20 protein-coding genes and 1 tRNA gene are annotated in these 22,344 nt (G+C 63.4%); 15 read left to right on the top strand and 6 right to left on the bottom strand.

What is annotated here, in order from left to right:
• Positions 1-569 precede the first annotated feature (569 nt).
• The 4 genes from RB623_RS09485 to RB623_RS09500 form a co-directional block, all read right to left on the bottom strand.
• Entirely contained in the window at positions 570-1,124 is a 555-nt protein-coding gene (locus tag RB623_RS09485) for a hypothetical protein (RefSeq protein WP_308056549.1), read from the bottom strand.
• Between the two features lie 201 nt (positions 1,125-1,325).
• Positions 1,326-1,401 (bottom strand) — tRNA-Lys (locus RB623_RS09490).
• Positions 1,402-1,547: 146 nt separating this feature from the next.
• On the bottom strand, positions 1,548-2,561 hold the full coding sequence (locus tag RB623_RS09495) for a saccharopine dehydrogenase NADP-binding domain-containing protein (protein ID WP_308056550.1): 1,014 nt from the start codon (positions 2,559-2,561) through the stop codon (positions 1,548-1,550).
• Positions 2,562-2,596: 35 nt separating this feature from the next.
• Positions 2,597-3,499 (bottom strand): LysR substrate-binding domain-containing protein, encoded by a 903-nt coding sequence (locus tag RB623_RS09500; RefSeq protein ID WP_308056551.1) that lies wholly within the window; start codon positions 3,497-3,499, stop codon positions 2,597-2,599.
• Between the two features lie 307 nt (positions 3,500-3,806).
• On the opposite strand from RB623_RS09500, the gene RB623_RS09505 reads away from it, so the two are divergent.
• The 12 genes from RB623_RS09505 (at position 3,807) to RB623_RS09560 (ending at position 18,657) form a co-directional block, all read left to right on the top strand.
• Positions 3,807-5,894 carry a hydantoinase/oxoprolinase family protein gene (locus RB623_RS09505; protein ID WP_308056552.1) on the top strand — a complete coding sequence of 696 codons (2,088 nt, stop codon included), beginning with the start codon at positions 3,807-3,809 and terminating at the stop codon, positions 5,892-5,894.
• An 11-nt stretch (positions 5,895-5,905) separates the two neighbouring features.
• Positions 5,906-7,678, top strand: a complete 1,773-nt coding sequence (locus tag RB623_RS09510) for a hydantoinase B/oxoprolinase family protein (RefSeq protein ID WP_308056553.1) — start codon at positions 5,906-5,908, stop codon at positions 7,676-7,678.
• 195 nt (positions 7,679-7,873) lie between these two features.
• Positions 7,874-9,172: a PotD/PotF family extracellular solute-binding protein gene (locus RB623_RS09515; protein ID WP_308056554.1), complete on the top strand. Its 1,299-nt coding sequence runs from the start codon at positions 7,874-7,876 to the stop codon at positions 9,170-9,172.
• Positions 9,173-9,355: 183 nt separating this feature from the next.
• On the top strand, positions 9,356-10,234 hold the full coding sequence (locus tag RB623_RS09520; RefSeq protein ID WP_308056555.1) for an ABC transporter permease: 879 nt from the start codon (positions 9,356-9,358) through the stop codon (positions 10,232-10,234).
• A gap of 4 nt (positions 10,235-10,238) precedes the next feature.
• The gene (locus RB623_RS09525) at positions 10,239-11,072 is read left to right on the top strand and encodes an ABC transporter permease (protein ID WP_308056556.1); all 834 of its coding nucleotides are present in this window, start codon (positions 10,239-10,241) and stop codon (positions 11,070-11,072) included.
• A 6-nt stretch (positions 11,073-11,078) separates the two neighbouring features.
• A complete protein-coding gene (locus RB623_RS09530; protein WP_308056557.1) occupies positions 11,079-12,248 on the top strand; it encodes an ABC transporter ATP-binding protein in 1,170 nt (389 codons plus the stop codon).
• A gap of 305 nt (positions 12,249-12,553) precedes the next feature.
• Positions 12,554-13,933 carry an amidase family protein gene (locus RB623_RS09535; protein ID WP_308056558.1) on the top strand — a complete coding sequence of 460 codons (1,380 nt, stop codon included), beginning with the start codon at positions 12,554-12,556 and terminating at the stop codon, positions 13,931-13,933.
• 22 nt (positions 13,934-13,955) lie between these two features.
• Entirely contained in the window at positions 13,956-14,351 is a 396-nt protein-coding gene (locus RB623_RS09540) for a carboxymuconolactone decarboxylase family protein (RefSeq protein WP_308056559.1), read from the top strand.
• Entirely contained in the window at positions 14,344-15,255 is a 912-nt protein-coding gene (locus RB623_RS09545; RefSeq protein WP_308056560.1) for an NAD(P)-dependent oxidoreductase, read from the top strand. The genes RB623_RS09540 and RB623_RS09545 overlap by 8 nt, the downstream gene beginning before the upstream one ends.
• Before the next feature lie 3 nt (positions 15,256-15,258).
• Positions 15,259-16,197 (top strand): N-carbamoyl-D-amino-acid hydrolase, encoded by a 939-nt coding sequence (locus RB623_RS09550; protein WP_308056561.1) that lies wholly within the window; start codon positions 15,259-15,261, stop codon positions 16,195-16,197.
• Positions 16,198-16,251: 54 nt separating this feature from the next.
• Complete coding sequence (hydA, locus tag RB623_RS09555; protein WP_308056562.1) at positions 16,252-17,709, top strand: dihydropyrimidinase; 1,458 nt, start codon at positions 16,252-16,254, stop codon at positions 17,707-17,709.
• A gap of 51 nt (positions 17,710-17,760) precedes the next feature.
• The gene (locus tag RB623_RS09560) at positions 17,761-18,657 is read left to right on the top strand and encodes an NAD(P)-dependent oxidoreductase (protein ID WP_308056563.1); all 897 of its coding nucleotides are present in this window, start codon (positions 17,761-17,763) and stop codon (positions 18,655-18,657) included.
• Between the two features lie 65 nt (positions 18,658-18,722).
• On the opposite strand, the gene RB623_RS09565 is transcribed toward RB623_RS09560, so the two are convergent.
• On the bottom strand, positions 18,723-19,316 hold the full coding sequence (locus tag RB623_RS09565) for a 2'-5' RNA ligase family protein (RefSeq protein ID WP_308056564.1): 594 nt from the start codon (positions 19,314-19,316) through the stop codon (positions 18,723-18,725).
• A 157-nt stretch (positions 19,317-19,473) separates the two neighbouring features.
• Positions 19,474-19,884, bottom strand: a complete 411-nt coding sequence (locus RB623_RS09570) for a DUF3830 family protein (RefSeq protein ID WP_308056565.1) — start codon at positions 19,882-19,884, stop codon at positions 19,474-19,476.
• Positions 19,885-20,098: 214 nt separating this feature from the next.
• On the opposite strand from RB623_RS09570, the gene RB623_RS09575 reads away from it, so the two are divergent.
• The 3 genes from RB623_RS09575 to RB623_RS09585 are packed head-to-tail and all read left to right on the top strand — an operon-like array spanning position 20,099 to position 22,338.
• Entirely contained in the window at positions 20,099-21,004 is a 906-nt protein-coding gene (locus RB623_RS09575; RefSeq protein WP_308056566.1) for a polysaccharide deacetylase, read from the top strand.
• 57 nt (positions 21,005-21,061) lie between these two features.
• Entirely contained in the window at positions 21,062-21,373 is a 312-nt protein-coding gene (locus RB623_RS09580; protein WP_308056567.1) for a hypothetical protein, read from the top strand.
• Positions 21,370-22,338 carry a GTP-binding protein gene (locus RB623_RS09585; RefSeq protein ID WP_308056568.1) on the top strand — a complete coding sequence of 323 codons (969 nt, stop codon included), beginning with the start codon at positions 21,370-21,372 and terminating at the stop codon, positions 22,336-22,338. Before RB623_RS09580 ends, RB623_RS09585 begins: the two co-directional genes overlap by 4 nt.
• Positions 22,339-22,344 lie beyond the last annotated feature (6 nt).

Below are 22,344 nucleotides of genomic sequence, written 5' to 3' on the forward strand. Positions count from 1 at the left end.
CCTTACCGAAGAACATCGATGACCACCCGCACCGCCGCTCGCTCGCTACAGCGCTGTTGAAGGCGCGCTCCCGAGCGACGCCGCTACCGTCGAGCTACACCAATCGGTGGGACACGACCCGCTTCACGACAGCTCCGGCTCCGGCTTTCGCCTCGGCTGGCCGTGCTTAAGCACGTCGTCCAGTGCACCCCGCACGTAGTTGCGGAGGGGGAACCTTCGGACAAAACCTCCCCGGCCATGCTGCTTCGTCGGCAACATGACGGAGGCGCCGGTTCCTCCCCACTTGCGAACGACTCCGGAAGCGTTCCCGGCGGGAGAAACTGACGAGGATTATGGATGAGGTTTTGGGGAGGGGGATAAAGTGGGTCGGATTTTTCGACGAAAAAATCGCAAGCACCTGAAATCGCGTGGAATCATCTTGGCGCGAGAGTTTTTTCCATCCCCGTTTTTTGAAGAATCTGGAGTGCGTCATTGAGGGTCGAAAGGCTTGGAAGCTGAATTTGCCCATCTGGCTGGCGTGTTGAACTGGCCACAAGACCAATCCGCCGCCGGCATCGGGCGCGGCGTTGCTACAGGGAAACCCAAACATCGACCAGCATCAGCGGCACGTACAGCACGGTGATCCATGTCTGTGCCCGCCTCGACTTTGACAGGAAAGCGGCCACCGGCAATACGATCATCGGAATGTCGAGAACGCTCCAAAGGCCAAGTAGCGCCTCCCTGAAAAACCAAAGGTTGACCACGAAGCCGAGGACAAGAAAGCTGGCAAAGGCAAGTAGCCCGTACCGTCCATCGCGCTCGAAATATGTCCGCAACCCTTCGCTCTCATCCTCGGCACGGCTCGGGAGGAGGAGCGCCGCGGACAGGAACAACATCAGCGTCAAGGCCACGAGGAAAACAAAGTCGCCGAAAGCGAAAGCCGGCCTGATCGCGGGTAGCTGATTCACACCCCACCAGAATTGCAGTTGCACGACGAAGACGATGCCGGCCCAAGCCAACGGCATCCAGTCAACGGGCGCGGTCCGGCGAATTCGGAAAACGGTCACCAGCCCAAGCAGGAGCCGTGTCACGCCGAGGCCCAAGATCATGGACAGCACCGTGGCCATCATCCGGAATTCGTCCATGCGCACGTCTTTCCCTGCAACCAAACGTAGCTGTATCGCAGTTGCGGCCGAGTGTCGCCGCAGCTGGCGCGGCGCCTCCGCCGGCATAAAAATTTGGGCAAGGCGTGGGCCGATTCTGTGCCCAAGAAAATGCCCAAATTTGCAAAGCACTTTCTCGGCCCTCTCGGGCCTATCTGTAAGTCTTCGGAATTTCGGGGATTTTGGTGGGTGCGACAGGGATCGAACCTGTGACCCGCTGATTAAGAGTCAGCTGCTCTACCAACTGAGCTACGCACCCGGGCCGCCGCGAAGGCGATGGGCGCGATATAGCCATGACGATCCGGCCTGTCCAGCCCCCTGCGACCGGCATTTGCCGACAAAATGTGCGGCGTGCTGAAGCAGGGGTGCGGCAGCGTGAAATAGGCAGTCGTACCTGCCCGAAGGTCAGGTCGAGATCATCTTCTTCTCGATGCCGACGCCGGCGGCTATCGCCCGCTCGTATTCCAGCGGCACCGTTGCCGAATCCTGCAGCGCGATGCCGGTCGAATCGAAGAGGGTGATCTCGTCGTCGGAGGTGCGGCCCTGCTTCTTACCGGTGATCACCTCGCCGATCTCGCCGGCGATGTCGGCCTCGGTGATCAACCCTTCCGAGAGCGGCACGTTGATCTCGCCGTCGGTGCGGCACTGGCGGATGTCGTCGACGAAGATTCGGGCGCGCGTCAGCAGTTTTCCTTCCAGTTCCTGGTCGCCCTTCTTGTCGGCGCCGACTGCGGCGATGTGGGTGCCGGGCGCAATCCAGTCGGCCATGACGATCGGGTCGCGCGCCGGCGTCAGCGTCACCACCACGTCGGCGCCGCGTACCGTCTGTTCGAGGTTCTGGGATGGCTTGATCTCAAAACTTTCGAATTTCGGTTGCTGCTCTTTCACGAAATGATCGAGCGTGTCGCGGCTGCGGCTCCAGACGCGCACCTCCTTCCACTTGAACACCTCGTTGCAGGTGGCCAGCGCGCCCTCGGCCATGTGGCCGGCGCCGACGATGGCGAGTTTTGTCGAATCCTTGCGCGCCATCCATTTGGTGGAGACGGCCGCGGCGGCGCCGGTGCGCATCACCGTATGATAGCTGCCGTCGACGATCGCCAGCGGAAAGCCGGTCTCGGGGTGCGTGTAGATGAGGATCGAGAAGACGGTCGGCAAATTGTAGTTTTCGCGGTTCTTCTCGCGGATGGAGACCCATTTGCAGGCGGCGGCGTGCGGCTCCTCGATATAGGAGGGCATTGCCTCCCATTCGCCGGGAAAACGGTCGAGCACGATGTGGCCCTTGGGATCCATGTAGTAGCGGCCCTCGCCATGCATGCGGTAAGCCTGCTCGACGCAGTCGTTGTATTCGTGCGGCTTGAGCAAACCGATCATCTCGCTCCTGCCGAGGATCAGCGTCTTGCGGTTGGCCCAGTTTTCCATCGCCATGTTCCCTTGCGTCGGATGATTTTGGCGGGTCAGGTCATGTAGGCCCTGCCGACCCTCTGGCTGGTCTCGATGAAGCGGCGTTTGGCGCTGCTGATGCTGGCGCGCCGCCAGGCGAGATGGCTTTCCACGATCACCGGCGGATCGGTGACGATCGGCCTCGGCGCGATCGCCTGCTCGCCGCAGAAGCGCGGCATGCCGGTGAAGATGGTGATGCCGACGCCGGCCGTCACAAGGCCGAGGATGCCGACGAGGCTCGGCGCTTCCTGTGCGACGTTGAGCACCTGGCCCGCGGTCTGGAACGCGTCGACGACGATGCGGCGAAGCGTCGGCCATTCGGCGTTGGTGCCCATCACCAGTTGCTCGCGGGCTAATTCCTCGACGGTCAGTTCCGACTTGGAGGCAAGCGGGTGCTCCGGCGGCAGCAGCGCCATCAGGCGATGGCGGGCGACCGGGCGGGATTCGATCTCGGAATTCTGGAACGAACCTTCGATGAAGCCGAGGTCGATCTCGTCCTGAAGGATCTTGTCGCGTTGGGCGGGCGCGTGGAGATAGGTCAGTTCGACCCGCACATCGGGATTGGCGATCCGGAACTCCCGGGTGATGTCGGGGACCAGCGAATGACCGGTGATGGTGGTGTAGCCGACGCGCAGGATGGCCTTGGTGCCGGAGGCCAGCAGGCGCACCGTGTTCTCGGCAACATCGATGCGGCCGAGGATTTCCTGGGCCTCCTCCAGCAGATACCGGCCGGACTCGGTCAGCCGCACCTTGCGCGTCGTACGTTCGAGCAGCTTGACGCCGAGCCTTTCCTCCAGTTCCAGGACGATGCGGCTGACCGCCGGCTGCGCCATGGTCAGCCGTTCGGCGGCGCGATGGAAGTTCAACTCTTCCGCTACGGCAACGAACGTCGCAAGGTGCTTGAGGTCGTAGCGCAAGATTGATACCGATGTCAGATCAATTGTTGTGCAAATAATTATTTCACATCCCAAAGGAGGCTGTCTACGACTTATATCAATTGAAAAAAGCGCCGCACAATGGCGCTAGGGTGAACAGATCAATGGGTTCTTCTGCGTTTCGCTCGCGCGGACATCGCGTGGCCATGCCGGGCATCCTCCCAAGCCCGACCGGAGCGTCGGGGCACAGGGGACAGTTTACTTTCTTTCGGCAGAAAGGCTGCGGCGGTTCAGAAGTCGCGCGGGCCGAAGAAAATAAACTGCCCCCAACCGTTCTCTGGAGATACGCATGATCCGGGTTGGCGTGGACGTAGGCGGCACTTTTACCGATATCGTGCTGGAGCGGTCGGGCGAGGGCGGCGAGCGCAAGGTCGTCGTCACCAAGGTATCGTCGACACCCCACGATCAATCGGAAGGCGTGGTCGAGGGCATTTTGAAGGTCTGCGCATTGGCCGGCATGAAGCCCGGCGAGATCGACGCGGTCTTCCACGGCACGACGGTATCCACCAACATGGTGATCGAGCGCGCCGGCGCAAAGGTCGGCATGATCACCACCCGCGGTTTCCGCGACATTCTCCACATGGCCCGGCACAAGCGGCCGCACAATTTCTCGCTGCAGTTCGATCTTCCCTGGCAGTCGAAGCCGCTGGTGAGGCGCCGTGACCGGCTTGTGGTCACCGAGCGCATCATGCCGCCTACCGGTGAGGTCGCCGTGCCGCTGGCCGAGGACGAGGTGAAGCAGGCCGCGGAACTGTTCGCCAAGCGTGGCATGGACGCCGTCATCGTCGCCTTCCTGTTCTCCTTCCTCAACAATGAGCACGAGCAGCGCGCCAAGGAGATCGTGAGGGGCATATTGCCGGATGCCTTCGTCTCGGCTTCGTCGGACGTGGTCAACACGATCCGCGAATATGAGCGCTTCTCCAGCGCGGCCATGAACGCCTATATCGGCCCGCGGACGTCGGTCTATCTGCGTAGCCTCGAAGGCCGGCTGCGGGCCAACGGCATCGACGCCATCGTGCGCATCATGCAGTCGAATGGCGGCATCTCGACCATCGAAAACTCTTCCGAACTGCCGATCGGCCTGCTGCTCTCCGGGCCGGCGGGCGGCGTCATGGGCGGCCGCTGGACGGGCGCGAATTGCGGTCGCGACAACATCATCACCATCGACATCGGCGGCACGTCGGCCGACATCTCGGTCATCCAGGGCGGTGAACTGCGCATCAAGAACCCGCGCGACACCGAGGTCGCCGGCCTGCCGGTGCTGGTGCCGATGATCGACATCGACGCCATCGGCGCCGGCGGTGGCTCGATCGCCTATCTCGACCCGGGCGGCGCCTTCCGCGTCGGGCCGCGATCGGCCGGCGCGGCGCCGGGGCCAGCCTGCTACGCCAAGGGTGGCGAAGAACCGACCGTCACCGATGCGCAGGTGGTGCTTGGACGAATGGATCCGGAGCATTTCTTGGGCGGCGATCTGAAGATCGATGCGACGCTGTCGCAAAAGGCGATCGCAAGGTACATCGCCGAGCCGCTGAAGCTGTCTGTGGAGCAGGCCGCTCTTGGCGTGCTGAAGATCGTCAACAACAACATGGCGCTGGCGATCAACGCCAACTCGGTGGCGAAAGGCATCGATCCGCGCAATTTCTCGTTGATGGGCTTTGGTGGGGCAGGGCCGCTGCATTCGGTTTCGCTCGCCGAGGCGATCTTCGCCAAGGACGTGCTGGTGCCGATGCACCCGGGCATCACGGCCGCGACAGGCCTTCTCGTCACCGACCTGCAATATGAATACACCCATTCGCTGCTGCTGACGCTGGACAGGGCAAGTGACGCCGAGTTCCAAAAGGTCAACGCCGCGCTCGACGAGTTGATCTCGCGCGCCAACCAGCAGTTGGACGCCGATGGCATTCCCGCCGAAAAACGCCGTTTCCGCCAGGTGGCGGAGTGCCGATACGTCGGTCAGGGGTTCGAACTGCGCGCCGACATGCCGAACGGCCGCCTTGACGCGGCTTCGGCGGCCGTCATCAACGAGAATTTCTACCAGGCGCACAAACAGGTCTACGGCCACGCTTTTCGCGACCAGTCCTGCGAGATCATCACGCTGCGCGTCATAGCTACGGTGGAGGTGGACACTCTGCAACTTCCGAAACTGGCGAGGGGCGGACGCACAGACCCGGCCGAGGCCGTCCTTTACAGCCGCCGAACGGTGTTCGACGACGGGGAGGCGGCGGATACGCCGCGCTACCAGCGCGAAAAACTGCTCGCAGACGACCGCATCAACGGTCCGGCGCTGATCGTGCAGCACAATTCGACGACGTTGGTGCCACCAGGCTACATCGCCACCGTGATGAGCCGCGGCGACATGCTGATTGCGAAGGCGTGAGGGAGGCTGCGATGGCGAAAGAAATCGATCCCATCAGCCTGCAGGTCATCGGCGGCGCGCTGCATTCCATCGCCGAGCAGATGGGCAACGTGCTCTACCGCATGAGCTATTCGTCGATCATCCGCGAAAGCCAGGATCTCGGCGCCGGCCTGTTCGATCGCGACTACAACACGTTGTGCGAGAGCGATTCCACGCCGATGCATATCGGCTCGCTGCCGGGCTATCTGCGCGGCATCGAGAAGACGATCCCGCTGGATGCCTGGAAGCCGGGCGACTGCGTCATCCACAACCACCCGTACTACGGCGCCAGCCATTCGCCCGACATCGCCATTGTCATGCCGGTGTTTTCCGGTGGCGAACTCGTCGGCTTCTCCGCCAACACGGCGCACCATGTCGACATAGGTGCTGCAACGCCCGGCCTCGTCATCGACATTCCCGACGTGTTCGCCGAGGGCATGCTGCTCAACGGGCTGAAACTCTACAATGAGGGCGTGCGCAACGAAGTCCTCTGGAAATACATCCGCGACAACACGCGCGTGCCCGGCCTGGTCATGGGCGACCTGGAGGCGCAGATCGCCTCGGCCGAACTGGGCGTGCGGCGCTTCGAGGAACTGCTTTCGACCTACGGCAAGGACACGGTGATCCAGGCCACCAAGCAGTTGATGGACTATACGGAAGCCATGCTGCGCCGCGAGATCGCAAAAATCCCCGACGGCGATTATGTGGCGGAGGGTTTTCTTGACGATGACGGCCGCAACCGCGGCGTCACCTTGCCGCTGAAGGTGACCGTCAAGGTGCGCGGCGACGCTGTCGAGGTCGACACGACGGGATCGTCGGCGCAGGTGCCGACCGCCTTCAACGTGCCGTTCGACGGCTCGACCAAGGTCGCGTGTTTCTTTGCCTTCCGGGCGCTGCTGCTCGACACGTATACGCATGAGGAATTCATCCCGCAGAACGAGGGCTCGTTCCGGCCGGTGAAGGTCACGTCGCCGCTGGGATCGATCTTCAACCCGATCGCACCGGCGGCAGCGGAAGCCCGCTTCAGCCAGATCCAGCGTTTGTGCGACCTGATCATCAAGGCGCTGGCCCTGGTACTGCCGGACAAATGCACGGCCGGCAACGCGGCGGTGCTGTCCTTCGCGTCCTATTCAGGCGTGCGGCCCAACGGCGACTATTGGGTGTTCCTGGAGGTAAACGAGGCGGCGATGGGCGGGCGGCCGCTGTCGGACGGACCGGACACGGTGGAGGAGTTGATGCGCAACACGCGCAACAATCCGCTGGAGGATCTCGGCATGCACCTGCCGCTGATTTGCGACCGCTACGAAGTGCGCGATGACGCCCCTCCCGGCGCCGGAAAGTTCCGCGGCGGGGCAGGCGTGGTGAAGTCGCAGCGCTACCTGACGCCGGGTTTCATGACGCATGAGAGCGATCGCAACGAGGATGCGCCGTGGGGCGTGTTCGGCGGCAAGGAGGGCGCCTGCAGCAAGGTCGAGATCAGGAACATCCACACTGGCAAGGTGAGCTACCAGCCGGCGAAATTCTCGGGCCTGCGCACCGAGGAAGGCGACGTCGTCACCTATTATTCGCCGACCGGGGGCGGCTATGGCGACCCGCTGGAACGCGATCCGCAAAAGGTGCTGGACGACGTGCTGGACGGCTTCATCGGCGTCGACCACGCCCGCGACGATTATGGTGTGATCCTGAAAGAGATCGACGACGGATACGGGTGGACGCTCGACGCGGAGGCCACCCGCAGACTGCGCGCCGAACTGGCGCGATCGTAAGCCGGCCAACGGCGCTCGGCTGCGAGCCGGGAAAAGCGGTTGCCGGAAGAACCTCTGCGGAGGATAGTGAGGAAGGGACGTGCATCACTTTCGGGGCGGCGCTGGCCTATCGGCCCGGATCAAAAGACCGGTACAAATCGGCACCGAAGCGGCGGCGTCCAAAGCATACAGACATCTTCAATGGGAGACTTCGACATGAAAAAAACAGGCGGAATACCAAATAAAAGCATCTCGCGCCGCTCGGTGCTGAAGGGCGGGGCGGCGTTGGCAGGCGCGGCGGCCGGCTCGGGCGTCATCACCGGCTTCCCGACGGTCTGGGCTCAGAACATCAAGGACGTGACGCTGGTCCATACCGGCATGTCCTATTCGACCATCATCGACATCGCCAAGCAGGCCAGCCAGGATCTTGGCTTCAAGGTAGAGATGTCCGTGGTCGACCATCCGGGTCTGCTGAACCGCATGGTCAACGATCCGAAATCGATCGACATCGCCGACATGGAGATCTGGCAGACCAAGGTGGCGGTGCCACAGGGCGTCACCCAGGCGGTCGAGATCGACAAGATCAAGAACTGGGCGCAACTGACGCCGCTTTATACTGAAGGCACTTTCGCCGGCAAGCCGGTATCGCTGCAGGGCGACGCGCCGTTCAAGTTCATGTACCGCGACGCGGTCGATGCGACGACCTTCGCTTCGGGCAAGACCGGTTTCGCCACCTTCGTGCCGAGCGTCTACAACGCCGACACGCTGGGTATCCGGCCGGACCTCGTCGGTCGCGACGTCACCACCTGGGCCGACCTGTTCTCGCCCGACTTCAAGGGCAAGGCGGCGATCCAGAACATCCCGACCAACGGCATCATGGACGCCATGATGGCGATGGAGGCCGCCGGCGAGATGAAATACGGCGACAAGGGCAACCCGACCCAGGAAGAGCTCACCAAGACGATCGCGCGCCTGATCGAACTGAAGAAAGCCGGTCACTTCCGCGCGCTGTGGAGCACCTTCGACGAAAGCGTGAACCTGATGGCGGCCGGCGAGGTGGTCATCCAGTCGATGTGGTCGCCGGCCGTCACCGCGGTGAAGGGCCAGGGCATCAAGTGCGTCTATCAGGCGCTCAAGGAGGGCTATCGCGGCTGGGGCAACGGGCTGGCCATGATGGCGCATCTCGACGGCGTCAAGAAGGACGCCGCCCTGGAATACCTCAACTGGTACAATTCCGGCTGGGTCGGCGGCTTCATCGCCAAGCAGGGCTACTACAGCGCCAACGTCGAGACCGCCAAGGCGGCGCTCACCGAGAACGAGCGCGGCTTCTTCTACGAGGGCAAGGCGGCGACCGCCGACATCACCAGCCCGACCGGCGAGAAGACCAACGCGGCCGGCGAGGTGCGCGATGGCGGATCCTACGAGGAGCGTTTCTCGCAAGTGGCGGTGTGGAACAACCTGATGGATCAGGCCGAGTTCCTCTACGCCAAGTGGAACGAGTTCAACGCGGCGTGATGGGGTGACGCTTTTTCCTTCTCCCCGCTTGCGGGGAGAAGGTGGCCCGAAGGGCCGGATGAGGGGCAGCACAAACGTTTGAATGATCGCGCCGCCCCTCATCTGCCTGCCGGCATCTTCTCCCCGTAGAACGGGGAGAAGAAAGACTGCCGCACTGAACGCAATGCACAACCGGGTTCTGGAATGACGCCTACGCCATCCACCAGCAAAGCATCGCTCACGACCTATCTGCAGGTCGCGCCGCTGACGCTGGTCCTCATCCTGTTTTTCGCGATTCCCGTCGCGCTGGTCGTGGTGGTCAGCTTCTTCCGCTACCAGATGCTGGTCGGCATCGTTCCCGACTTCACACTCAAGAACTACATCGACCTGTTCTCCAACCCGACCACCTGGACGCTTTATCTCTCGACGCTGAAATTCACGCTGATCGTGCTGGTCATCACCTTCGTGCTCGGCTTCTGGATCGCCTATTTCCTCGTTTTCCACGTCCGCAACCTGATCACCGCCATCGGCCTGTTCCTGGTCTGCACGGTGCCGTTCTGGACCTCCAACATCATCCGCATGATCTCGTGGCGCCCGGTGCTCGGCACGGAGGGTTTGATCAACAGCGCCCTTCTCAAGCTGGGCGTCATCGACCAGCCGCTGCAATGGCTGCTCTATTCCGATTTCTCGGTGGTGGTGGCCTATGTCCACCTGTTCACGCTGTTCATGATCGTGCCGATCTTCAATTCGATGGCACGTATCGACAAGTCGCTGCTGGAGGCGGCCGTCGACGCAGGCGCCACCCGCTGGGGCGTTGTCTGGAACGTCGTGCTGCCGCTCTGCAAGACCGGCATCGCGCTTGGCGCGCTGTTCGTCGTCACGCTGGTGATGGGCGATTTCTTCGTGGTCACCGTGATGAGCGGCGGCCTGTCGGGCTCGGCCACCTCCGGCATCTTCAACGATCTGCAGTTCCTCAACTATCCGCGCGCGGCTGCCAACGCCGTCATCCTGCTGATCGTGGTGCTGCTGATCGCGTCAGCCATCTTCAGATTGGTCGACGTGCGCAAGGAACTGGTGAGGTAGTCCGATGTCCGCTTCACCATCCTACGGCTCGCGCCCCTGGACGTTCTACGCCCTGGCATTGCTGTTCACGCTGTTCGTCATCTTCCTCTACGGGCCGATGATCGCGGTTCTGGTGCTGTCCTTCCAGGGACCATCGGCGTCGCTGGTCTTCCCGCTGCGCGATCCCGGCTTCATGTGGTTCGACGAACTGTTCAGCCCGCGCCGCACCGGCGACGTGGCTGGCGCCTTCAACCGCTCGCTGCCGCTGGCGATCCTCGTCATGTTGCTGACGGTGCTGATCTCGGTCACCGCCGGCTTCGCCTTCCGCCGGCGCTTCCGCGGCTCGACGGCGATCTTCTACATGGCGATCGCCAGCCTGATCGTGCCCGGCCTGGTTCTTTCGATCGGCATCCTCGTCACCTTCCGTTATCTCGGCCTGTCGGCGACCTGGTACGGCTCGGCGCTCGGCGCGCATCTCTCCTGGGCGCTGCCCTTCGGCCTGTTGATCATGTTCGCGGTGCTCGGGCGCCTCAACCCCTCCTACGAGGAAGCGGCGCACGATCTCGGCGCCTCGCGCTGGCAGACGGTGAAGGACGTCGTCGTACCGATCGTCTTCCCTGGCATGATCGCGGTGGCTTTGTTCGGCTTCACGCTGTCCTACGACGAGTTCCCGAGAAGCTGGCTCACCGTCGGTACCAAGAACACGCTGCCGCTCGAAATCTGGACGATGACCACGAACGTCACGTCGCCCGCGCTCTATGCGCTGGGCACGGTGACCACGGTCGTCTCCTTCGCCGTGATCGCGCTCGCGCTGTCGTCGATCATCATCATCCAACGCAGACGTTCCCGCGGAAGATAGGAAAGCATGGCAAATTCACCACCCAAGAGCGGCGCGGCGCAGGGATCAGGCGAGATCCGCCTGGTCAACGTGACCAAGCAGTTCGGCAATTCCTACGCGGTCAAGGACATCAACTTGACCATCCCGCACGGGTCCTATTGTTGCCTGCTCGGTCCGTCCGGCTGCGGCAAGACGACGATCCTGCGCATGATCGCCGGGCACGAGACGCCGACATCGGGCGAAATCTACATCGGCAACGACATGGTGGTGGGAAAACCGCCGGTCGAGCGCGGAACGGCGATGATGTTCCAGAGCTACGCGCTGTTCCCGCACCTCACCATCCAGGACAATGTCGCCTTCTATCTGAAGATGCGCGGCGTCGGTAAGGAGGAGCGGCGGCGACGCGCGCTGGAGATGCTGCAGCGGGTGCAACTCGACCATCTCAAGGACCGCATGCCGGCGCAGCTTTCCGGCGGCCAGCAGCAGCGCGTGGCGCTGGCCCGCTCGCTGATCACCAACCCGAAGGTGCTGCTGCTCGACGAGCCGCTGTCGGCGCTGGACGAATTCCTGCGCCTTCGCATGAGGGGCGAGTTGAAGAGCCTGCAAAACGAACTCGGCATCACCTTCGTGCACGTCACCCACACCCAGCCGGAAGCGATCGCGCTGGCCGACATGGTGGTGGTGATGGACACCGGCCGCATCGATCAGGCTGATACGGCGAATGTCATCTTCGACCGGCCGGCGACGCCCTATGTGGCGCGCTTCATGGGCGGGCAGAACGTGCTGACCGGCACCGTCACCGGCGGTGGTGGGCCCGGAACGATCCGCCTGAAGGCGGCGGACGGCTCGCATTTCGAGACCATGGCCAATGGCGAGAAGCCGAAATCCGAACTGTCGGTGGCGGTGCGGCGCGATCGTATCGCCTTACGCCGGCGCAACGGTGACATAGCGTCCAACGCCGTCAATGCGCTGTGGGGCGTGGTTTCGGCCACCGAATACCAGGGCAGTTACGTCAAGGTTACGCTCGACGTTGGCGGGCAGGTGTTCGTCGCCAATGTGTCGGACCGTGACTATTTCGCCGAGCCGGTGGAGCGCGGCGATCCGGTGGTGGCGAGCTGGAAGACGGAGGACGTGCACATACTTGGCAAGGTCGATACCGGCGCCGCCGGCGATCCCTACCTGGATGCCGGGCACTAGCGAGCGCATGCGGCGGCGCGCCGCCGCGGCCTAACGGAAGACCGGTCCGGATCGCGGCAGCGATTTAACCGGCTCCCGACAAGAGATCACGGCCGCCCTCGTGCGGGCGGCAGGCATGCGGGCGTTTTGCTCGCGTGGAGGAGATGTGTTGGGCGGTCGGCGTCATGAACGGCGTTCGCACCGCGCGGAGATGCAAACGAAGACCGGTCCGCCGCGTTGCGGCGGACTAGACGTTGCGTGCATGCCGCGCGCGACGCGGACCAGGCATTGCCGGCGATCGTGTCGCCGCAGACAGGGAGCAGGACGTGTCCGATATCGAAAGCATAGCCAGCCGCACGGCCGCAGGCATAGCGCTCGCCTACAGGAGCGGCGAGGCCGGGCCGGTGGCGGTCACCGAATGCCTGCTCGACCGGATCCGCAAGGCGAAGGCCGACAATATCTTCATTGCTGTCACAGTCGACAGGGCGCTGGACGAGGCGCGCAGGGCCGAAGTCCGCTACAAAAGCGGCAATCCGCTGTCGGCGCTCGACGGCGTGCCGATCGCTTGGAAGGACATTTTTGACGTGGCCGGCACGCCGACCACGGCGGGCTCGATCCTGTTTCGCGATACACCGGCGAAGACTGCGGACATGCCCTGTGTGGCGAATGTCGCGGCGGCGGGCATGGTTTCGGTCGGAAAACTAAACATGACCGAGTTCGCCTATTCGGGCCTCGGCCTCAATCCGCATTTCGGCACTGCACTCAACCCGAACGACCGCGCCACGCCGCGCTCGCCGGGCGGCTCCTCCTCGGGTTCGGGCGCTGCCGTCGCCGCCCGGCTCGTGCCCTGCGCCATCGGCTCCGACACAGGCGGCTCGGTGCGAGTACCGGCCGCCTTCAACGGCACCGTCGGCTACAAGACCAGCACCGGCCGCATCGACAAGACCGGCCTCGTGCCGCTCGCCACGACCTATGATACGATCGGCCCGCTGGCGCGCTCGGTCGAGGACTGCGTTCTGGTCGACATGTTGCTGCGTGGTGAGGCCGTCTCGCCGGTGAGACGCGCCGATCTGCGCTCGCTGACGCTGGTCGCGCCCACCAATGTGGTCACGGACGACATCCAGCCTGCCGTGCTGGAAAATTTCGAGCGCTCGCTCGAGGCGCTGGCGAAGGCCGGCGTCACCATCCGCCGTCAGCGGGTCGAGGCACTCGACCGCGTGGTCGAGATGACCGCGCAATTCGGTACGCTGATCGCCGCGGAAGCCTACACCGAATACCAGGAAATCGCCGATGGCGAGCAGGGGCAGCGCATCGACCGTCGTGTGCTGTTCCGCATGCTCGGCGGCAAGAAAATGTCGGCGCGCGACGTGCTGTCGATCCAGCGCGGCCGGCAGCGGTTCATTCCAATGGTCGAGGCGGTACTCGCGGGTGCGCTGCTCGCCATGCCGACCACTGTCATCACTGCGCCGGAGGTTGCGCCGCTGGAGGCGGACGACGACCTCTTCCACAAGGTCAATCTGAGGACGCTGCGCAACACGGCGGTCACCAACGTGCTCGACCTTTGCGGTGTGGCGTTACCCAACGGCCACGACGGCGGCCGTCTGCCGACCAGTTTCCTGGTTTCGGCGCCGCATGGCGACGACACGCGCCTTCTCGGCTACGCATTGGAGATCGAACGCGTGGTGCGCGAGGCAGGCGCGATATGATGCAAGATCGGGAGTTTTGACCATGACGACCAGCAAACCCAGATCGGAAAAATTCGAGCGCGGACTGAAGACGCGTCGTGCCGTGCTTGGCTCGGAGTATGTCGACCGCTCGCTCGAACAGGCCGACGATTTCAACTGGGCGATGCAGCAGCTCACCACCGAATGGTGCTGGGACGAGATCTGGAACCGGCCCGGCATCGACCGGCGCATGCGCTCCGTGCTCAATCTCGGCATGATCGCCGCGCTCAACCGGCCGCACGAGCTCAAGCTGCATGTTCGCGGCGCGATCAACAACGGGCTGAGCAAGGACGAGCTGAAGGAAATTTTCCTGCAGGTCGGCGTCTATTGCGGCGTGCCGGCCGCGCTCGACAGTTTTCGCATCGCCAAGGAGGTGTTCAAGGAGATGGGAATTGACTGACGCCGCCGACCCGGGACCGGTCGCTTTCGTCGGGCTCGGCATGATGGGCCTGCCGATGGCCTCGCGGCTCGCCGCCGCCGGCTATTCCGTTCGCGGCAGCGACCTCTCGACAGACGCGCTTGCCGCTTTCGAAAGGGCGGGCGGCAAACCCTGTGCCTCACCACAAGAGGCGGCCGAAGGCGTCTCGGTGCTGATCACCATGTTGCCGAACGGCGCCGCCGTGCGCGACGTGCTGCTGGGCGCCGGAGCGGCCGCCTCCGCGCTCCGGCCGGGAGCGCTGGTGATCGACATGAGTTCCTCGGCGCCGATGGAAACCCGCTGGCTGGCCGAGGATTTGTCGGCGATTGGAATCTTCCTCGTCGACGCACCGGTGTCCGGCGGCGTCAAGCGCGCGGCGGCCGGCACGCTGGCGATCATGGCGGGCGGCGATCCGGTGCAGATCGAGCGGGCGCGGCCAATTCTTTCGGCTATGGGCAGCACGATCGTTCCGACGGGGGAGCCGGGCTCGGGACACGCCGTCAAGGCGCTCAACAACTATGTTTCGGCGGCCGGCCTCGTCGCCGCCTGCGAAGCCGTTTTGATCGCCGAGAAATTCGGCGTCGACCCCAACGTGCTGGTCGACGTGCTCAATGTTTCCACCGGCAAGAACAATTCCACCGAGCTGAAGTTGAAGCCATTCATCCTGTCCGGCAGCTTTGCGTCCGGCTTTTCGATGGCCCTGATGGCCAAGGATCTGCGCACCGCAGCCGACCTGTCGGAACAGCTTGGCGTCGACGCCGAGGGCGCGCGAGACGCGGCTGCGCTGTGGGCGGAAGCCTCGGCCGCGCTCGGAAGAGCTGCCGATCACACCGAAATCCATCGCTTCGTCGCCGGGCGAAGCGGAAAGCCGGAAAAGGGAGGCTGAGAAATGGCACGCATCGTTCATGCGGCGGCGGCGCAGATGGGACCGATCGCCAGATCGGAAACCCGCAAGGATACGGTCCGCCGCCTGGTCGCGCTGATGCGCGAGGCGAAGGGCAGGGGCGCCGAACTCGTTGTCTTCACCGAACTCGCGCTCACCACCTTCTTCCCGCGCTGGCTGATCGAGGATGAAGCCGAGCTCGACAGTTTTTATGAAAAGGAGATGCCGGGGCCGGAAACCCAACCGCTGTTCGACGAGGCCAAAAAGCTCGGCGTCGGCTTTTATCTCGGCTATGCCGAGCTGGTGGTCGAAGACGGCCGCAAACGGCGGTTCAACACCTCGATCCTGGTCGACCGTTCTGGCGCTATCATCGGCAAATACCGGAAAGTGCATCTGCCGGGTTTCGCTGAGCCGCAGCCGCGCGACCACCAACATCTGGAGAAGCGTTATTTCGAACCGGGCAATCTCGGTTTCCAGGTCTGGCGCGGTTTTGGCGGCGTCATGGGCATGTGCATCTGCAACGATCGGCGCTGGCCCGAAACCTATCGCGTCATGGGCCTTCAGCAGGTCGAGATGGTCATGCTTGGCTACAACACGCCGTACAATCACACCGGGCACCCCGACATCGACAGCCTGACGCAATTCCACAACCATCTGTCGATGCAGGCCGGCGCCTACCAGAACGCCACCTGGGTGATCGGCACGGCAAAATGCGGAGTGGAGGAAGGATCGAACATGGTCGGCCAGAGCGCCATCATCGCGCCGTCGGGCGAGATCGTCGCTCAGGCGGTGTCGCTGGAGGACGAGATCATCACCGCGCGCTGCGACCTCGACCTCGGCAAGCGCTATCGCGAGACCATCTTCAATTTTGCCAAGCATCGCGAGCCGGAAGCCTATAGGCTGATCGTCGAGCGCAAGGGGGCGGTGCCGCCGCCCGAGAAATAAGACGCCGGGAACCATCGGGATCGGTCGGATGACCGCAGAAAAAGGAGAAGCTTGATGTCGACAGTGATCAAGGGCGGGACGATCATCGCCGCCGACCGGACCTATGAGGCGGATATCCTCATCCAGGGCGAGACGATCGCCGCGATCGGCGACAACCTGAAGGGCGACAAGGTCATCGACGCCGAGGGTGCCTACATCATGCCGGGCGGCATCGACCCGCACACCCATCTGGAAATGCCGTTCATGGGCACCACCGCCGCCGAGACCTGGGAAAGCGGCACTTTCGCCGCGCTTTCCGGCGGCACCACGCTGGTCGTCGATTTCGTCATCCCCGGCGAGGCCGGGATGCTGGCTGCACTTGACGAATGGGAAGCCAGGGCGAAGCGCCAGGCTTCGTCCGACTATTCGCTGCACATGTGCGTCAACGGCTGGTCGAAGAAACATTTCGACGAGATGCCGAAGGTGATCGAGCGCGGCATCAACACCTTCAAGCACTTCATGGCCTACAAGGGCGCGCTGATGGTGAACGATGACGAGATGTTCGCCTCGTTCCAGCGCTGCGCGGCGCTTGGCGCGCTGCCGCTGGTGCATGCCGAGAACGGCGACATCGTTGCCGCGCTCCAGCAGAAGTACATGAACGAGGGCAATACGGGGCCGGAGGCGCATGCCTATTCGCGTCCGCCGGAGGTCGAAGGCGAGGCGACCAACCGCGCCATCATGATCGCCGACGCCGCCGGCGTGCCGGTCTATATCGTCCACACCTCTTCCGAGCAGGCGCATGAGGCGATCAGGCGTGCGCGGCAAAAGGGCATGCGTGTCTATGGCGAGCCGCTGATCCAGCATCTGACGCTCGACGAGACGGAGTATTTCAACAAGCAGTGGGACTATGCCGCGCAGCGCGTGATGAGCCCGCCCTTCCGCGACAAGAGCCACCAGAATTCGTTGTGGGCCGGCCTTGCCGCCGGTTCGCTGCAGGTGGTCGCTACCGACCATTGCGCCTTCACCACCGCGCAGAAACGCACCGGCCTCGGCAATTTCACGAAAATCCCGAACGGCACGGGCGGCCTCGAGGACCGGCTGTCGGTGCTGTGGACCAAGGGCGTCGAGACCGGCCGGCTGACGCAGAACGAGTTCGTGGCGGTAACCTCGACCAATATCGCCCGCATCCTCAACATCTACCCACAGAAGGGTGCGATCCTGCCCGGCTCCGATGCCGATCTGGTCGTCTGGGACCCGAAACTGTCGAAGACGATCTCGGCGGCCAACCAGAAGTCGATCATCGACTACAACGTGTTCGAGGGCGTCAAGGTGAACGGACAGGCTCGCTACACACTGTCGCGCGGCGATGTGGTGTGGTCTTACGGCCAGAACTCGCAGCCACAACCCGGTCGCGGCAAGCTGGTCAAGCGCCCGGCGTTCCCGGAGGTCAACCGCGCCCTGTCGACCTGGAAGGAACTTACCGCGCCGCGCGCCGTGACGCGCTCCGCCGAGCACATGCCGATCGGCGTGTAACCTCTTCCGCGGGCGGCGACCGCCGCCCGCTTCCCTAACGCTGGAAAGTTCATGACCGAAACCATTCTGCTGACCGGTGCGGCCGGGCTGATCGGCCGCGCCGTTCACCGCATGCTGCGCGAGCGCGGCGACCGCGTCATTGCGATAGACCGGATCGGTGGCCAGGACATCGTGGCCAGCGACCTGACCGAGGTGCACCGGCTCCACGAACTCGCTGCAAGCGCGACGGCGGTCGTCCACTGCGGCGCCATCTCCGGCCCGATGGTGGCGCGGGACAATCCCTATCTCATCGTCTCGTCGAACGTTGTCGGCACGGCGAACATTCTCGAACTGGCGCGGGTTCGAAAAATGCGGCGTGTCGTCTGCTGCTCCTCGGTCAGCGCCTATGGCAACACCCCGGCTGGGCTCGACCTCGTGCCCGAAGACGTGCCGCTCAAACCGACCAGCGTCTACGGCGCCAGCAAGGCAGCCGGAGAACATTTGCTCGACGGCTACGCGATCCAACATGGCATCGACGGTGTCAGCATCAGGCCGGCCTGGGTCTACGGGCCGGGGCGCACCACCGACTGCGCGATCCGCACGATGATCCTCGATGCACAGGCCGAGCGCGCTACGCCTTTCCCGTTTGGCCGCGATTTTTATCGGCAATATGTGCATGTCGACGACGTCGCCACAGCGCTCGTCTTGGCGCTCGACGCGGAAAAACTGCCGCGCCGCAGCTATACGATCACCGGCGGCAGCTACGTCACGCTGGCGGAGGTCGCGCGGACGGTCAAAGCCGCGCTGCCGCAGGCCGACATCACCATGGGCGCCGGCCCCGATCCGATCGACGACGTGCAGGCGCGGTTCGACATTTCGGCGGCCGAACGCGATCTCGGCTATCGCCCGCGCATTTCGCTGCTGGATGGCATCCGCTCCTATGCGCAGTGGCTGGCGGCGCGTCGCTGACGTTCGGACCGACCGGAAGCACCGCGCAGAGCGAGTGCGGCCTGTCTCACGAGCGGCGGACCACTTCATTGCAGCGTCCATGTCCGCAAGATGTTGTACTTCGTCAGCCACAACTCACTGTGGATCAAGGCAAATTCCGTGACCTGAAAGGCGATCGGCGCGATCGCTCGCGTCGGCACGAATTGTTCGTTGTAAGAAAGCGTCAGATGCGGCCGAAATTCCTCCGTGACACGGAACTGATATTTCCTCAAACCGCTGCCAAGCAGATCGTAGAGGCCTCTTATCGGCCCGTCGTCGGCCAGTAGGACCAGCGGATGCCGGAGCGGACGGTCCTTTTTCTGCATGCCTCGGAAGCTGCCCATTCGGCCGAAGGTTAGTTCGAAGGCAGGAATGCTGACGGCATTGGCTGCCAGTTCCGCTGCAAATCTGTCGGGGCTGCGCAGGCGCTTACGGTCGCTGACATGGATCAACGACGTGTGAAGCCGCAAGGCTTTCAGGCGTTCGCCGGTCAGTCCGATCTCCGTCGAGAAACGTCCACTGAATCGGCCGATCGCATTCGCGGTAACTTCGTCGGGAAATACCCCGAGGAACAGCCGCTCGCGATATTGGGGCCGGGGCGGCTGGCCGGCCATGAACTCGAATTCACCCTGACGAAACATGTCCGTACTCCTTGACACGGCATGCCGTTGATGACTAGAACAAATCATGAACATAAGGAGGAGTCAATGCTCATGTCCGGATTTGGGCGTAGGGCGCAGTCTCGAAATAGGGGAGTGAGGAGGATGGTTCGCGGAGGCTCCGGAATGAACGCGTGGCCTATCCGTTGCGGAAGCGGATCGGCTGCGCGCCTTCCCACAGCGCCAGCCGGCCGATCTCCAGCAGCCGCTCAAGCCCGGATGTCAGCGTGATGAAATGATTGCCGGCGAGTTGCCCCATCTTCGATGCGAAATGCACGCCGCCATAGGCGAGCAAGATCTCGGTCTCGGAAATGCCGCCGGGATAGAGCAGGATCTGTCCGGGCGCTGGATAGCTCGTATGGTTCTCGTAGCCGACGCCGAAATCGGTGTCGCCAAGCGGTATCCACACGGCCTCGCCGCTCCAGCGCACATGTACGACCTTGCCGTCGAAAGGCAGGCGGCTGGCGAAGGCCGCGCAGGTCTTCGGGGCCTTTTCCGTCTCGAAGCGGGCGTCGAACGCCATTCCAGCGATCTCGATGACAAGTTTCATGATGTTTTTCTCTCTTCCCAAATGGTGCGCAAGCCCGGCGATATGAATCCCGCATCAATTGATGCGGCATTCATCTTAATGTTCAGCCTTCTCCGCCTAAACCCTTATCAGGGATAAAGAAAAATCTGGATTTTTCAATATTCTCATGATCCTATTCGGACCGGGAATGAGACATCGGACGCGCTGCGAAAGCAGGCAGAATGGGAGAAAGACGATGGCGAAGAAAGAAATCATCTGCGCATTCGGTACTGATATCGATTCGGTCGCAGGCCAGATCGGCTCTTACGGCGGCGGCGATTCCCCGTCGGACATCCAACGCGGCATTTTCGCCAGCGAGGTCGGCAACATCCGGCTGCTCAACCTGTTCAAGAAATACAAGCTCAAGACCAGCTTCTTCATCCCCGGCCATTCGATCGAGACGTTCCCCGACCAGGTGAAGCGCATCGTCGACGAAGGTCACGAGATCGGCGCGCATGGTTATCTGCATGAGAACCCGATCGCCATGACCCCGACCCAGGAAGAGGCGGTGCTGGCGAAGTCGGTCGACCTGATCGAAAAACTTTCCGGCAAGAAGCCGCGCGGCTATGTGGCGCCGTGGTGGGAAATGTCGGCCTCGACCGCCGCGCTGCTGCAGAAATACGGCTTCAAATACGACCACAGCCAGGGCTATCGCGACTTCCAGCCTTTCTACGCCCGTGTCGGCGACTCATGGAACGTCATCGACTACTCCAAGAAGGCCGAGGAGTGGATGCACCCGCTCAAGCACGGCAAGGAGATCGACCTCGTCGAGATCGGCGCCAACTGGTATGTCGACGACCTGCCGCCGATGATGTTCATGAAGAAGGTGCCGAACAGCCACGGCTTCATGAACCCGCGCGACATCGAGAGCATGTGGCGCGACCAGTTCGACTGGGTCTATCGCGAGATGGATTACGGCGTGTTCCCCTTCACCATCCACCCGGACGTCAGCGGCAGGCCGCAGGTGCTGTTGATGCTGGAGCGGCTGATCGAGTACATCAACGGCCATGACGGCGTGAAATGGATGACCTTTGAGGAGATCGCCGAGGATTTCCGCAAGCGGTTCCCGTTCGCTGGCAAGGCGCGGCCGGAAGTCATCTGACGACCGTCGACAAGGGGAGGGCGGCATCGCCGCCGTCTCCGCTACGGAGACGAAAAGATGTGCGCAAATTGCGGAAATCCCGCCGCGCCGGGCCACTGGACCGAGGCGGGCGCCGCGGGTCCGGGCGAGCGGTTGCGCGCGCGCTTCCGCCGTTCGCAGGTACTGAAGTCTGTTCTGCCGGCCTACGGCCTCACCGCGCATGACGGCGCGATCATCCCGGGCATCCAGCTTTCGACGCTGTCCGGCCAGGAAGTGATCGTGCAGAACCTGGAAGAAGTCTGGGCCGAGGCGGAGCGGATGATCGGCCGGCCTGTCGACCCGCTCGATCCGCGTTTTTTGGGCGCCGCGCAGGAGCGCGAGGTGGCGTGATTGTGGACGGGGTCGAGACCCGCATGCGGCTTACCGTGCTGGGCGGCTTTCTCGGTTCCGGCAAGACGACCTGGCTGCGCCATCAACTGCATCACGGCCGGTTCCGGGATGCGCATGTCGTCGTCAATGAGGCCGCGGAGACGCCGGTCGACGACGTGCTTCTGGGCAAATCATCGGCCCTGACGGTGCTGGCAGGCGGCTGTGCCTGCTGCGAGGGACGGGCCGATCTCATCGCCGCCTTGCGAAAACTGTGCGACGAACGCAGCCGCACGTTTTCGAGCGAGAGCCGGTTGCAGCGCATCGTGCTGGAAACCAGCGGGCTGGCCGACCCCGGCGCCATCGTCGAGGCGATCCGCGCCGACGCCATGCTGATACACCACATCGTCGTCAGCGAGATCATCGTCGCCGTCGACGGGCTGAACGGGCTCTCGCAGCTAGCGTCTGAGCCGTTGGGGCGGCGGCAGGCGGAAATCGCCGACCGTCTGGTGGTCACCAAACTCGACGCAGCCGATCCGGAGACGATCGCGCGGCTCGCAGCCACCTTAAAACACCTCAATCCCGGCGCGGCGATCGGTGGTGCGATCAACGGGTCGGACGTTCCGCCGCCGGATGGCACAGGCGTGGAGCCGGCCGATCTGCCGGACCTATCGGGCGAACGCGCCGCACCGATCTTTGCCACGCGGCTGGCTCTCGACGAGACTGTGGACTGGACGGCCTTCGGCGTCTGGCTGTCGGCCCTGCTGCATGCGCGCGGCGACCAGGTCATGCGCGTCAAGGGCGTGGTGCGCACGCCGGCCGGCCGGCTGCTGCTGCAGAGCGTGCGCAAGATCGTGCAGTCGCCCGAAATCCTGCCGGGGCAGGACGACGATGCCTCGCGCGAGGACGACACGATCGTGGTGATCGGCCGTGGCTATCGCGCGGAGGATTTGCGCAGGTCGCTGAATTATTTCGCCGGCTTGCGCTGACAACGG

Source organism: Mesorhizobium sp. LHD-90 (assembly GCF_030929505.1).
GTDB lineage: Bacteria > Pseudomonadota > Alphaproteobacteria > Rhizobiales > Rhizobiaceae > Kumtagia.